The sequence below is a fragment of the Sphaerotilus sp. genome (genome assembly GCF_031429695.1).
In the GTDB taxonomy this organism is placed as follows: Bacteria; Pseudomonadota; Gammaproteobacteria; order Burkholderiales; family Burkholderiaceae_C; genus Sphaerotilus.
This window is the reverse complement of record NZ_JANPAB010000034.1, coordinates 1-12,825: the sequence shown is the minus strand read 5'-3', so window position 1 is coordinate 12,825 and position 12,825 is coordinate 1. Positions and strand designations below refer to the sequence as shown.

Genomic DNA, 12,825 nt, shown 5'->3' with positions numbered 1-12,825 from the left:
GTGCGGGTGGGTGGATAATAATTGAGTGATACTCAATAACGAGGAGACACCCATGACCGCGATGCATCCGTTCGACGGACTCAGCCATGTCCACGGCCCCACCGACCACCCCTTGTCGCGCCAGACCGTCGCACAGGCGCTCGCGCAGACCGTGGCCCGCTTCGGCGATCGTGAGGCGGTGGTGTTCCGCGAGCAGGGCGTGCGCTGGACGTGGCGGCAGTTTTCGGTGGAGGTCGATCGGCTGGCCGCAGGGCTGCACGCGCTGGGCCTGCGGCGCGGCGAGCGTCTGGGCATCTGGTCGCCGAACCGGGTCGAGTGGCTGGTCACGCAGTTCGCCACGGCGCGGCTGGGCGTGCTGCTCGTCAACATCAACCCGGCGTACCGGCTGGCGGAGCTGGAATACGCGCTGCAGCTCTCCGGCTGCCGGGCGGTGATCGCGGCGGAGCGGCTGCGCACGGCGGACTACCTGGCGATGCTGCAGACGGTGGCGCCGAAGCTGCCGGCGCTGGAGTTCATCCTCCGCATGGGCGATGGCGCGACGCCGGGGATGCTGCGTTATGCCGACGTGCTGGCCGCGCCGGAGGCCGTCGATGTGGCGGCGCTCGACGCGATCGAATCCCCGCTCGGCTGCCATGACCCGATCAACATCCAGTTCACCAGCGGCACCACCGGCCACCCCAAGGGCGCGACGCTGACGCACCACAACGTCGTCAACAACGCCATCGCGGTCGCGGCGGCGATGCGCCTCACCGAAGCGGACAAGCTCTGCATCCCCGTGCCGCTGTACCACTGCTTCGGCATGGTGCTGGCGGTGCTGGCCTGCGTGGCGAGCGGGGCGGCGATGGTGTTCCCGGGCGAGGTGTTCGACGCGGGCACAACGCTGGCCGCCGTGTCCGAGGAAGGCTGCACTGCGCTGCACGGTGTGCCGACGATGTTCATCGCCGAACTGGACCATCCTGATTTCGCCACGTTCGACCTCAGCCGGCTGCGCACCGGGATCATGGCCGGCTCGCCATGCCCGATCGAGACGATGAAGAAGGTCATCGCGCAGATGCACCTCGCCGAGATCACCATCGCCTACGGCATGACCGAGACCAGCCCGGTGTCGTTCCAGAGCAGCGCCGACGATCCGCTCGACCGCCGCGTGACCACCGTCGGCCGCGTGCAGCCGCACGTCGAGGCCAAGGTGGTCGATGCCGAGTTCAAGACGGTCCCGGTCGGCACGCCCGGCGAGCTGTGGACCCGCGGCTACCTCGTCATGCAGGGCTACTGGGGCGACGAGGCCAAGACCCGCGAGGCCATCGTCGAAGGCGGCTGGATGCGCACCGGCGACCTCGCCACGATCGACGCCGAGGGCTACTGCAACATCGTCGGCCGCGTGAAGGACATGCTGATCCGGGGTGGCGAGAACGTCTACCCGCGCGAGATCGAGGAGTTCCTGTTCCGCCACCCGAAGGTGCAGTCGGTGCAGGTCTTCGGCGTGCCGGACCAAAAGTACGGCGAGGAGGTCTGCGCGTGGATCGTGCTGCGGCCGGGCGCTCTCTGCACCGCCGACGAGATCCAGGCGTTCTGCCGCGACCAGATCGCCCACTACAAGGTGCCGCGCCACATCCGCTTCGTGGACGCCGCCGAAATGCCCATGACCATCACCGGCAAGGTGCAGAAGTTCGTCATGCGCCGCGCCATGACCGAAGAACTCCAGCGCACCGAAAACAAGACCGCCTGAACCGCTCCCAGCCAGGAAAACCCCCATGTTCGAATCCACCTTCCAGTTCCCCCTCGGCGACGACGTGGCCGCGCTGCGCGACGCCGTGCGCGACTTCGCGCAGCACGAGATCGCCCCGCGTGCCGCCGACATCGACCGCGACAACCTGTTCCCGCACGCGCTGTGGAAGAAGCTCGGCGACCTCGGTGTCCACGGCCTGACCGTGGCGGAGGAATACGGCGGCACCGGCCTGGGCTACGTCGCCCACATGGTCGCGATGGAGGAGATCAGCCGCGCCAGCGCCTCGGTCGGCCTGAGCTATGGCGCGCACTCCAACCTGTGTGTCAACCAGCTCAACCGCAACGGCACCGAAGCCCAGAAGCAGAAGTACCTGCCCAAGCTCATCAGCGGCGAGCACATCGGCGCGCTGGCGATGAGCGAGCCGGGCGCCGGTTCCGACGTGGTCAGCATGAAGCTCAAGGCCGAGAAACGCGGCGACCGCTACGTGCTCAACGGCTCGAAGATGTGGATCACCAACGGCGGCGACGCCGACACGCTGGTCGTCTACGCCAAGACCGAGCCGGAAATGGGCGCCCGTGGCATGACGGCCTTCATCGTCGAAAAGGGCATGGCCGGCTTCACGCACGGCCACCACCTCGACAAGCTGGGCATGCGCGGCTCGAACACTTGGCCGCTGTTCTTCGACAACTGCGAGGTGCCGGAAGAAAACGTGCTGGGCGGCGAGGGCAACGGCGCCAAGGTGCTGATGTCGGGCCTCGATTTCGAGCGCATCGTGCTGTCGGGCGGGCCGCTGGGGATCATGGCGGCGTGCCTGGACGTGGTGGTGCCGTTTGTCCACGAGCGCAAGCAGTTCGGGCGGTCGATCGGCGAGTTCCAGTTGATGCAGGGCAAGCTGGCGGACATGTACTCGACGTTCCAGGCCTGCCGCGCCTACGGCTACGCGGTGGCCGGCGCCTGCGACCGGGGTGACCACAGCCGCACGCTGCGCAAGGACGCGGCCGGCGTGATCCTCTACACCGCCGAGAAGGCGACGTGGATGGCGGGCGAGGCAATCCAGGCGCTCGGCGGTGTCGGCTACACGAACGAATACCCCGTCGGCCGCCTCTGGCGCGACGCCAAGCTCTACGAGATCGGCGCCGGCACCAGCGAGATTCGCCGGATGCTGATCGGCCGCGAGCTGTTCAACGAGACCTGCTGAACGTCACCAGCCAAAAGCCGAGCGACCACCCCATGCAAGCCCTTCAAAGCAAGATCAACCCGCGTTCGGACGATTTCCGTGCCAACGCGGCTCACATGAAAGCCCTGGTCGAAGACCTGCGCGTGCAAGCCGCGAAGGTGGCCCTCGGCGGCGGTGAGTCGGCCCGCGCCAAGCACACCGCCCGCGGCAAGCTGCTGCCCCGCGAGCGGGTGAACCAGTTGCTCGACCCGGGCACGCCCTTCCTCGAGGTCGGCCAGCTCGCCGCATTCGGCCTGTACGACAACGATGCGCCGGCGGCCGGCGTGATCACCGGCGTGGGCCGCGTGCAGGGCGTCGAATGCATGATCGTCGCCAACGACGCGACGGTGAAGGGCGGCACCTACTACCCGATGACGGTCAAGAAGCACCTGCGTGCGCAGGAGATCGCGATGCAGAACCACCTGCCGTGCATCTACCTTGTCGATTCGGGCGGCGCCTTCCTGCCGAAACAGGACGAGGTTTTCCCCGACCGCGACCACTTCGGCCGCATCTTCTTCAACCAGGCCACGATGTCGGCGATGGGCATCGCGCAGATCGCCGTCGTGATGGGTTCCTGCACGGCGGGCGGCGCCTACGTTCCGGCGATGAGCGACGAGACCATCATCGTCAAGAACCAGGGCACGATCTTCCTGGGTGGCCCGCCGCTGGTGAAGGCCGCGACCGGCGAGGTCGTCAGCGCAGAAGACCTGGGCGGCGGCGATGTCCACACCCGCGTCTCCGGCGTGGCCGACCACCTGGCCGAGAACGACAGCCACGCGCTGTTCATCTGCCGGCGCATCGTCGCCAACCTGAACCGCCGCAAGCCGTCGCAGCTCGTGCTCGCCCCGAGCGAGGCGCCGCTGTACGACCCGGAGGAGATCTACGGCATCGTCTCGGCCGACCCGCGCAAGCCCTACGACGTGCGCGAGATCATCGCCCGCGTCGTGGACGGCTCGCGCTTCGACGAGTTCAAGGCCCGCTACGGCACGACGCTGATCACCGGTTTTGCGCAGCTTTACGGCATGCCGATCGGGATCATCGCCAACAACGGCATCCTGTTCGGCGAGTCGGCGCAGAAGGGCGCGCACTTCATCGAACTCTGCGCCCCGCGCGGCATCCCGCTGGTCTACCTGCAGAACATCACCGGCTTCATGGTGGGGCGCAAGGTCGAGAGCGCCGGCATCGCCAAGGATGGCGCCAAGATGGTCACGGCGGTTGCGACGGCCCAGGTGCCCAAGCTCACGGTGCTGATCGGCGGCTCGTTCGGCGCGGGCAACTACGGCATGTGCGGCCGGGCGTATTCGCCGCGTTTCCTGTGGATGTGGCCGAACTCGCGCATCAGCGTGATGGGGGGTGAACAGGCCGCCAGCGTGCTCGCCACCGTCAAGCGCGACGGCATCGAAGGCAAGGGCGGCGCGTGGTCCGCGGACGACGAAGCGGCGTTCAAGGCGCCGATCCGCCAGCAGTACGAGGACCAGGGCCATCCGTACTACGCCACCGCCCGCCTGTGGGACGACGGCGTGGTCGATCCGGCGCAGACGCGGCGCACGCTCGGGCTGTCGCTGTCGGCGTCGCTGAATGCGCCGATCCAGCCGACGAAGTTCGGCGTGTTCCGCATGTGAGGCCGACGCCATGACGCTGACGACATTGAACACACTGAAGATCGAACGACGTGGCGAGGCTGCGCAATGCGTGGCCTGGGTCTGGATGGCGAAACCCGCGGTCCACAACGCCTTCGACGAGACGCTGATCACCGAGCTGACCGCCACGCTGCTGGCGCTGGACGCCGACCCTGCCGTGCGCGTGATCGTGCTGGCGGGCGAGGGCAAGAGCTTCTCGGCGGGCGCTGATCTGGCGTGGATGCAGCGTCAAGGCGCGGCGAGCGTGGACGAAAACCTCACCGACGCCCGCCGCCTCGCCGCGCTGTTCCGCACGCTGTCCACGCTCGCCAAGCCGACGATCGCCCGTGTCCACGGCGCGGCGCTCGGTGGCGGCATGGGGCTGGCCGCCGCCTGCGACATCTGCGTGGCGAGCGACCGGGCGGTGTTCGCGACCTCCGAGGTGAAGTTCGGGATCATCCCGTCCGCCATCAGCCCCTACGTGATCCGCGCCATCGGCGAGCGACAGGCGTACCGCTACTTCCAGACCGCCGAGCGCATCTCCGCCATCCGGGCGCAGCAGATCGGCCTGGTCCATGAAGTCACCGACAGCGAAGGACTCGACGCGCAGGTGCAGTCCATCGTCGATGCCTTGCTCACGGGTGGCCCGCACGCGCAGGCCGCCGCCACCGACCTGATCCGCGCCGTGGCCAACCAGCCTGTGACCGATGCCGTGGTGGACGACACCGCCCGCCGCATCGCCACGCTGCGCAGCACGCCGGAAGCCCGCGAAGGTCTGAGCGCCTTCCTGGAAAAACGCCCGCCTGCCTGGATGACTTCCGCGCCTGCACCGAACCCCACGGGACACTGACATGTTCACCAAGATCCTGATCGCCAACCGTGGCGAGATCGCCTGCCGCGTCATCAAGACGGCGCGGCGCATGGGCATCGCGACCGTCGCGGTGTACTCCGAAGCCGACGCCAATGCCCGCCACGTCCGCATGGCCGATGAGGCGGTGCTGATCGGCCCGGCGGCAGCGCGGGAGAGCTACCTGCGCGCCGACAAGATTCTCGAAGTTGCCCGTGCCACAGGAGCGCAGGCCGTGCATCCCGGCTACGGCTTCCTGTCCGAGAACGACGCCTTCGCCGACGCCTGCGCTTCAGCCGGCATCGTCTTCATCGGCCCGCCCGCGTCGGCGATCCGGGCGATGGGCAGCAAGTCCGCGGCCAAGGCGCTGATGGACAAGGCCGGCGTGCCGCTGACGCCGGGCTACCACGGTGACCGCCAGGAACCCGCCTTCCTCGCCGAACAGGCCGCCAACATCGGCTATCCGGTGCTGATCAAGGCCAGCGCGGGCGGTGGCGGCAAGGGCATGCGCCGCGTCGATCGGGCCGAGGACTTCGAGTCCGCGCTCGCCTCGTGCCAGCGCGAGGCGATCAACGCATTCGGTGATCAGCATGTGCTGGTCGAGAAGTACGTGCTCCGACCACGCCACATCGAGATCCAGGTCTTCGGCGACACGCAGGGCGACTGCGTCTACCTGTTCGAGCGCGACTGCTCGGTGCAGCGCCGCCACCAGAAGGTGCTGGAGGAAGCGCCCGCGCCCGGCATGACCCCCGAGCGCCGCGCCGCGATGGGCCGGGCGGCGGTGGAGGCGGCCAAGGCGGTCGGCTACGTCGGCGCCGGCACGGTCGAGTTCATCGCTCACCAGGACGGTTCGTTCTACTTCATGGAGATGAACACCCGGCTGCAGGTCGAGCACCCGGTCACCGAGATGATCACCGGGCTGGACCTCGTGGAGTGGCAACTGCGCGTCGCGTCCGGCGAGCCGCTGCCGCTGCGCCAGGAGCAGCTCACGCTCGACGGCCACGCGCTGGAGGCCCGCATCTACGCGGAAGACCCGGACCGCGGTTTCCTGCCGTCCACCGGGCGGCTGGTCCATCTGGCGCCACCGGCCGAGAGCGACCATGTGCGCGTCGATACCGGCGTCGAGCAGGGCGACGAGATCTCGCCGCACTACGACCCGATGATCGCCAAGCTCATCGTCTGGGACCGCGACCGGCCGCGTGCGCTGGCGCGGATGCGGGCGGCGCTGGCGCAGTACCGCGTCGTCGGCGTGTCGAACAACATCGAGTTCCTGCAGCGGCTGGTGACGGCGCCCGCGTTTGCCAACGCCGATCTGGACACGGCGCTGATCGAGCGGGAGAGCGCCGTGCTGTTCCCCGCGCCGCAGCCAGTGCCGCAGGCGGTCTGGGCCTTGGCGGCGCTGGCCGAACTGCAGCGCGAGGGGCAGGGTGTGCGCGACGATTCCCCGTGGTCGGTGCTCGACGGCTGGCGCCTGAACTCGACCGCACAGCGCACGCTGACGCTGCGCCTGGGTGACGAGGTGCAGCCGGTCGGTGTGGCCTACGTCAGCGGCGGCCAGGGCCATGTCCTGACGATTGGCGGCCAGTCGCTGACCGTGCGCGGCCAGTTCGGCCCGAGCGGCACGGTGCATGCGCAGCTCGGCGAGCGCCGGGTCAGCGCGGCCGTCGTCACCAGCGGCGAGCGGCGGCAGGTGTTCTTCGAGGGCCGCTCGTGGCCGATCACGGTCGTGGGCGCGCTCAGTGCGGGCGGCGGCGGCGATGACCATGCGGGCGGCCTGAAAGCGCCGATGCCCGGCAAGGTGATCGCGCTGATCGCGGCGGTTGGCAGCGTGGTCGAGAAGGGCGCCCCGCTGCTGGTACTCGAAGCGATGAAGATGGAGCACACCATCAGCGCGCCCGCCAAGGGGCTGGTGAAGGCGTTCCACTTCGCGGCCGGCGATCAGGTCACGGATGGCGTGGACCTGGTGGATTTCGACGTCGAGGTGCAGCCATGAACCACGTCCGCATCGTCGAAGTCGGCCCGCGCGACGGCCTGCAGAACGAAAAGCAGCCCATCCCGACCGCGACCAAGCTGGCGCTGATCCGCAAGCTCGCTGCCGCCGGGTTGAGAGACATCGAGGCGACCGCGTTCGTCTCGCCGAAGTGGGTGCCGCAGATGGCCGACCATGCCGAGGTGATGGCCGGCTTGCCGTCACAGGCCGAGTTTCCGGGTGTGAACTACCCGGTGCTGACGCCGAACCTCAAGGGCTTCGAGGCGGCGGTGGCGGCTGGCGCGCAGGAGGTGGCGGTGTTCGCGGCGGCCTCCGAAGCGTTCTCGCAGAAGAACATCAACTGCTCGATCGCCGAGTCCATCGCCCGCTTCGCGCCGATCCTGGCGGCTGCGCAGGCGGCGGGTGTGCGGGTGCGGGGCTACCTTTCGTGTGTGGTCGGGTGTCCTTACGAGGGCGCCATCGCCCCGCAGGCCGTCGCCGACATCGCGTGGCGGCTGCGGGATCTCGGCTGCGTCGAGGTTTCGCTCGGGGACACGATCGGCATCGGTAACCCGGCAAGCGTGGGGCGGATGCTCGAAGCGGTGGCGGCGCGGGTGCCGATGGCCCACCTCGCCGGGCACTACCACGATACCTACGGCATGGGCGTGGCCAACGTCTGCGCGAGCTACGAAATGGGGGTGCGGGTGTTCGACAGTTCGGTCGCCGGGCTGGGCGGCTGTCCCTATGCCAAGGGCGCGACCGGCAATGTCGCCACCGAGGACATCGTCTGGCTGCTGCACGGGCTGGGTGCAACGACCGGCATTGATCTGGATACGCTGGTCGACTGCGGCGCCTGGATCAGCGCGGAGCTGGGACGGGTTTCGGGCTCGCGGGTGGCGCGGGCGCTGCTCGCCAAGCGCGGCTGATCAGCGATTCCGGGTCTTGCCATCCTGCTGCTTGTTGCCGGAGGCTGGCAGCACGTACAGCGTGGCTTCGGCGATGCCGGAGCGGAGCATGTTGAGTTTCTCGGCTGCAGCGCGGGAAAGGTCCGCTACACGGCCGCCGATGAACGGGCCACGGTCGTTGACCGTGACGACCACGCTGCGCTGGTTGGCGGTGTTGGTGATCATGACCTGCGTGCCGATGGGCAGCGTGCGGTGCGCCATCGTCATCTCGCTGGCGTCGTAGGGGGTGCCGCTGGCGGTCGGTCGGCCGTGGAACTTGTCGGCATAGAACGACACGCGGCCGGTCTGGAACAGCGTGGCCGCAGCGGTGGCGGCACTGACTGCGGTGCTGGTGGCAACATTGGCGACGCTGAACACGGCGGCTGTCGCGGCCGTGGCGGCCCCCATCGCGGCGTTGGTCGCCGTGCTGGCGGCGGTCACCGCGACGGTCGTCGCGACATTGGCGGCCGTGGTCGCGGCGGAAGTGGCTGCGCTGGTCATGCGCTCGATCGGACGTTCCACCAGTCGCTCGAACTGCGAGACCGTCGAGGCGGCGGACTCTGACGGTTCGGCGGCCACAGCCCGGGAAACCTCACTGACGGTTTGCTCTTCTGCGGCCCGGCTGGCGGGTGCAACCGCGAATAGCGCGGCGGCGAGACTGAGGCAGGTCAGGGGGGTCTTCGCGGTGCGTGGAATCAATGTCGATCTCCGTCCGAGGGTGGATTGGGAGCGCAGTCTAACGGCATCCGCAACATCCGCGAAACAGGGAAAAGCGAGGGGGCAATCCAGATTGTTCAATTGCAGCGCGGACTTACACCGCCTTCCCCTGGCAATTCAGCGCGTGAACAGCCGCTTCCAGCCCGCGTGGCCGAGCGCCTTCAGCGTCTCGATGTTGCGCTCGTAGATGTCTCCGGCGTCTGGGAAAGCAGCGACCGCGGCGTCGATGCTGTCCTCGCGCAGCAGGTGCAACGTCGGGTAGGGCGCGCGGTTGCTGAAGTTCTCGATGTCGTCGATGTGGGTCTCGTCGAACTGGTAATCGGGGTGGAAACTCGCGACCTGCAGGATGCCGTCGAGCTGCAGTTCCTCCACCGCCGCGTCCGCCACATCGAGGAAATCGTTGTAGTCCATGAAGTCGCCGAGCACCTGCGGGTGGATCAGCAGCGTGGTCTCGGTCTTCTCGGGCGAGGCCTCGGCCAGCGTTTCCAGCTCCTTCACCAGGTCCTCCAGCAGGGCTTCCGGCGTGGTCGCCGCGCTGACCACATAGCGGATCTGCTCTTTCACATGCACCGCCTTGGCGAAGGGGCACAGGTTCAGGCCGATGACGGCCTTTTCCAACCACTCGACGGTGTCGGCGATGACCTGGGTGTCGTTCGGGCGGGTCGTGTCCTGGCTCATGCGTCGATCTCCACGCCGCGCTCGCGCAGCAGGTCTTTCAGGGCGGGCAGCAGTGGCCCGAGTTTCTCTTCCAGCGTGTCGCGCACCGTGTCGACCAGAACCTGCGTCTGCCGCTCGATCTCGATGTTCAGCGCATCGCCCACCCGCTTGTCGCCGAAGGTCGTCTGGCGCAGCGTCTCGGGGATCAGCCAGACCTCGAACCAGCCGGCACGCCGGTCGGCTTCGGCGATCGTCAGGCTGGCGCCGTTGACGGCGATGTAGCCCTTCGGGAACACGTAGCGCATCCACGGCGCGGGCACGCTGAGGCGCAGGACGTGGTTGTTCTCGGGCTGGCGGACCTCGGCGAGCGTGGCCTGGAAGTCGATGTGGCCGGACAGCGGATGGCCGCCGATCTCCACGCCGTCGCGGGCGGCGCGCTCGACGTTGATCCGGCTGCCGACCTGGAGCGTGCCGAGCGTGGTGAGGTTGAGGCTCTGCAGCATCACGTCGAAGTCGGCGTGGCGGGCGTCGCGGTGCTGCGTGACAGTCAGGCAGGTGCCGTCGCAGGACACGCTCGCGCCGATGGCTTGGCCGTCGAGGAAGCCGGGCGGGAATTCGAGCGTGAAGCTGCGCAGGCCGGGGCGGTCGGTGAGGGCCGCGACGGTGGCGATGGATTGGACGATGCCGGTGAACATGGGTCTGGGTTGCCTCGATTTGTCGGATGCTGGCACACTGGATCGCCAACAACCGGGAGTCGCATCCATGGGGTACATCGATCTGATCGCCCACAAACTGCTGGAATTATCGCCAGACCAGCAGGCCGAGGTCTTGCGTTTCGTTCAGGCAGTGGCCGGTCAGCCGCTTGCCAGGGCGTCAGACCACGACCGGTTGGAGGACGTCCTGAAAGGTTCCTGGGGGGCCTGGGGGCAGGCAGCCGTCTCGACCATTGACGCGGAACTGGCGGCTGTACGTGAGGAATGGTCTCGGGAGGCACTGTGGCAGAGTCGGCCCTGAGCGTCCAAGGCGCCTGTGTGGTGGACACCAATGCGGTCGTCTATTTCCTCAATCAGGCTGGTGGTGAAGCCTTTCGTCAGCGGTTCGAACAAGCTGTGCGGGTCGGTGCCGTGGTGTCGGTGGTGACCCGCATCGAAGTACTGGGCTGGCCAGGTTTCAGCGATCGGGCCGACGCCTTGCTTGTGGCCGAACGACTCCTGTCTGCATTGTGCGAAGAGCCGGTGACCGAGCCGATCGTCGCCGCGACGATCAGCATTCGGCGACTTCATCGGCTGAAGGTGCCCGACGCCCTGATCGCTGCGACTGCCCAGGTGCTCGGTTTGCCACTGATGACCCACAACCTGAACGATTTCAAGCGTGTGCCAGGTTTGGTCCTGATAGACCCACTCGCCGCTTGATGCTTGATTTCAGGGGAGCACCTGCACACCCGGTACCCCTTCACGCAAAGAACCGACGACCGCTGCCTCGCCGAAGCCGGCCTCGCGGAACATCGCCAGTACCGCGTCCACGCCGTCCGGCGCCACGCTCACCAGCAGCCCGCCGCTGGTCTGCGGATCGGTCACCAGCGCGCGCTGCCAGTCCGGGAAGCCGTCGGGCAGGGTGACACTGGCGCCGTAGCTGGCCCAGTTGCGTGTCGAGGCGCCGGTCCAGAGGCCGTTCTGCGCATGGGCGACGGCGCTGGCGATCAGCGGCAGCGCGTCCCAGCGCACCTCGGCCGCGAGCTTCGATCCCCGGCAGATCTCCAGCAGGTGCCCGGCCAGCCCGAAGCCGGTCACGTCGGTGATCGCATGCACGGCGTCCAGCCCGGCCAGATCGGCGCCGACACGGTTCAGCTTCGTCGTGTGGCGCAGCATCTCGGCGTAGCCGTCCGCGTCCAGCAAACCCTGCTTCAGCGCCGCCGACAGCACGCCCACGCCCAGCGGCTTGCCCAGCACCAGCACGTCGCCGGCCTGTGCGTCGGCGTTGCGGCGCACGCGTTTCGGATGCACCAGTCCCAGCGCCACCAGCCCGTAGATCGGCTCGACCACATCGATCGAATGCCCGCCCGCAATCGGGATGCCCGCCTCGCGGCAGACGCTGGCGCCGCCTTCGAGGATGCGGCCGATCACCTCGGGCGACAGCGTGTTGATCGGCATTCCGACGATGGCCAGCGCCATGATCGGCCGGCCGCCCATCGCGTAGACATCCGACAGCGCGTTGGTCGCGGCGATGCGGCCGAAGTCGTAGGGGTCATCGACGATCGGGGTGAAGAAGTCGGTGGTCGCCACCAGCGCCTGCTCGTCGTTCAGGCGCCAGACGGCCGCGTCGTCGCTGGTCTCGATGCCGACCATCAGCTCGGGCGGGATCAGGCCGGGCGTGTTGCGCGAGAGGATGTCGCTGAGCACGCCCGGGGCGATCTTGCAGCCGCAGCCGCCGCCGTGGGCGAGCTGGGTGAGGGCGGGGGAGGCGGCGGCTTGGGGCATGGCGTGGTTGGGTCGGGTGACATCGGCGAGTGAAGGAGGGGATTTTGCCTGCACGCACGGTTCTGGCGCTTCGCCGAGCCAAGCGGTGGGGATTTGCACTTAAAGTCCGGGCCAAACGCCAACCCTTTATGAACAGCCCTGTCTTCGAACAACCGATTCTCGACTTGCCTCATGCCTGCCAGGGGCGTCAGGAGGAGGCATCCGGCGGGCGACTGCAGGGCAAGGTCAACGGCGTCAATGTCTTCCGCCCTCGCACCGGCCTCGGCGAAGTCCGCCGTGATGGCATCGCCTGCTGGTTCATCGACACCTCGCGGCCATTTGCGCGGCTGAAGTCGGGGCGGATCGCGGTTAAAGTCATCAATCATCTTGGGGATGAGGTGATGAAGGTGTTTCGGTTGAACTAATTCTCAATACCGATTCTATTGATAATTTCTTTGGAGGTTACATGATTAATTCTGAAGCCGTTGCTCGGCAAGTCAAGAAGATTGAAAACTTCGTTGCTGCGCATCCTGGTGGCTTTGTTGCACAACCCACCCAGCCGGCCGGTGGTCGAGCGGTGAGGTAGGCTGACGGGATGAGCAAGCCGGCGAAGAAGAAGTACACGACGAAGAACTGGTCGCCCTACACGAAGGCGCTGAGAGCCAGGGGGTCGC

At 67.8% G+C, this 12,825-nt stretch carries 13 protein-coding genes; 9 read left to right on the top strand and 4 right to left on the bottom strand.

Annotated features, from left to right (window positions below):
* Positions 1-52: 52 nt before the first annotated feature.
* Genes RMP06_RS06365 through RMP06_RS06340 form a run of 6 tightly spaced genes read left to right on the top strand, consistent with a single transcriptional unit; the run spans position 53 to position 8,303 of the window.
* A complete protein-coding gene (locus RMP06_RS06365) occupies positions 53-1,726 on the top strand; it encodes an AMP-binding protein (protein WP_310460940.1) in 1,674 nt (557 codons plus the stop codon).
* Between the two features lie 25 nt (positions 1,727-1,751).
* On the top strand, positions 1,752-2,924 hold the full coding sequence (locus tag RMP06_RS06360) for an isovaleryl-CoA dehydrogenase (RefSeq protein WP_310460939.1): 1,173 nt from the start codon (positions 1,752-1,754) through the stop codon (positions 2,922-2,924).
* 32 nt (positions 2,925-2,956) lie between these two features.
* Positions 2,957-4,564, top strand: coding sequence for a carboxyl transferase domain-containing protein (locus tag RMP06_RS06355; RefSeq protein WP_310460938.1), 1,608 nt, complete (start codon positions 2,957-2,959; stop codon positions 4,562-4,564).
* Positions 4,565-4,580: 16 nt separating this feature from the next.
* Entirely contained in the window at positions 4,581-5,411 is an 831-nt protein-coding gene (locus RMP06_RS06350) for an enoyl-CoA hydratase/isomerase family protein (protein ID WP_473964757.1), read from the top strand.
* A 1-nt stretch (position 5,412) separates the two neighbouring features.
* Positions 5,413-7,401, top strand: a complete 1,989-nt coding sequence (locus RMP06_RS06345) for an acetyl/propionyl/methylcrotonyl-CoA carboxylase subunit alpha (RefSeq protein ID WP_310460936.1) — start codon at positions 5,413-5,415, stop codon at positions 7,399-7,401.
* Complete coding sequence (locus tag RMP06_RS06340) at positions 7,398-8,303, top strand: hydroxymethylglutaryl-CoA lyase (RefSeq protein WP_310460935.1); 906 nt, start codon at positions 7,398-7,400, stop codon at positions 8,301-8,303. Before RMP06_RS06345 ends, RMP06_RS06340 begins: the two co-directional genes overlap by 4 nt.
* On the opposite strand, the gene RMP06_RS06335 is transcribed toward RMP06_RS06340, so the two are convergent.
* The 3 genes from RMP06_RS06335 to RMP06_RS06325 all read right to left on the bottom strand — a co-directional run bounded on the left by RMP06_RS06335 (position 8,304) and on the right by RMP06_RS06325 (position 10,390).
* Positions 8,304-8,900, bottom strand: coding sequence for a septal ring lytic transglycosylase RlpA family protein (locus RMP06_RS06335; protein WP_310460934.1), 597 nt, complete (start codon positions 8,898-8,900; stop codon positions 8,304-8,306).
* A 255-nt stretch (positions 8,901-9,155) separates the two neighbouring features.
* Positions 9,156-9,716 carry a DUF1415 domain-containing protein gene (locus RMP06_RS06330; protein ID WP_310460933.1) on the bottom strand — a complete coding sequence of 187 codons (561 nt, stop codon included), beginning with the start codon at positions 9,714-9,716 and terminating at the stop codon, positions 9,156-9,158.
* Positions 9,713-10,390: a riboflavin synthase subunit alpha gene (locus RMP06_RS06325; protein WP_310460932.1), complete on the bottom strand. Its 678-nt coding sequence runs from the start codon at positions 10,388-10,390 to the stop codon at positions 9,713-9,715. Before RMP06_RS06325 ends, RMP06_RS06330 begins: the two co-directional genes overlap by 4 nt.
* Here RMP06_RS06325 and RMP06_RS06320 point away from each other — a divergent pair.
* Together RMP06_RS06320 and RMP06_RS06315 are read left to right on the top strand one after the other, a co-directional pair.
* Positions 10,377-10,709: a hypothetical protein gene (locus tag RMP06_RS06320; RefSeq protein ID WP_310460931.1), complete on the top strand. Its 333-nt coding sequence runs from the start codon at positions 10,377-10,379 to the stop codon at positions 10,707-10,709. The two genes, RMP06_RS06325 and RMP06_RS06320, sit on opposite strands and share 14 nt — an antisense overlap.
* A 20-nt stretch (positions 10,710-10,729) precedes the next feature.
* Positions 10,730-11,107, top strand: coding sequence for a type II toxin-antitoxin system VapC family toxin (locus tag RMP06_RS06315; RefSeq protein ID WP_310460930.1), 378 nt, complete (start codon positions 10,730-10,732; stop codon positions 11,105-11,107).
* 9 nt (positions 11,108-11,116) lie between these two features.
* Here the strand turns inward: RMP06_RS06315 and selD are convergent, their stop codons facing one another.
* On the bottom strand, positions 11,117-12,172 hold the full coding sequence (gene selD, locus RMP06_RS06310) for a selenide, water dikinase SelD (protein WP_310460929.1): 1,056 nt from the start codon (positions 12,170-12,172) through the stop codon (positions 11,117-11,119).
* A 44-nt stretch (positions 12,173-12,216) separates the two neighbouring features.
* Between selD and RMP06_RS06305 the strand changes: the two genes are divergently transcribed.
* Positions 12,217-12,576, top strand: coding sequence for a hypothetical protein (locus RMP06_RS06305; RefSeq protein ID WP_310460928.1), 360 nt, complete (start codon positions 12,217-12,219; stop codon positions 12,574-12,576).
* The last annotated feature ends 249 nt before the right edge of the window (positions 12,577-12,825 follow it).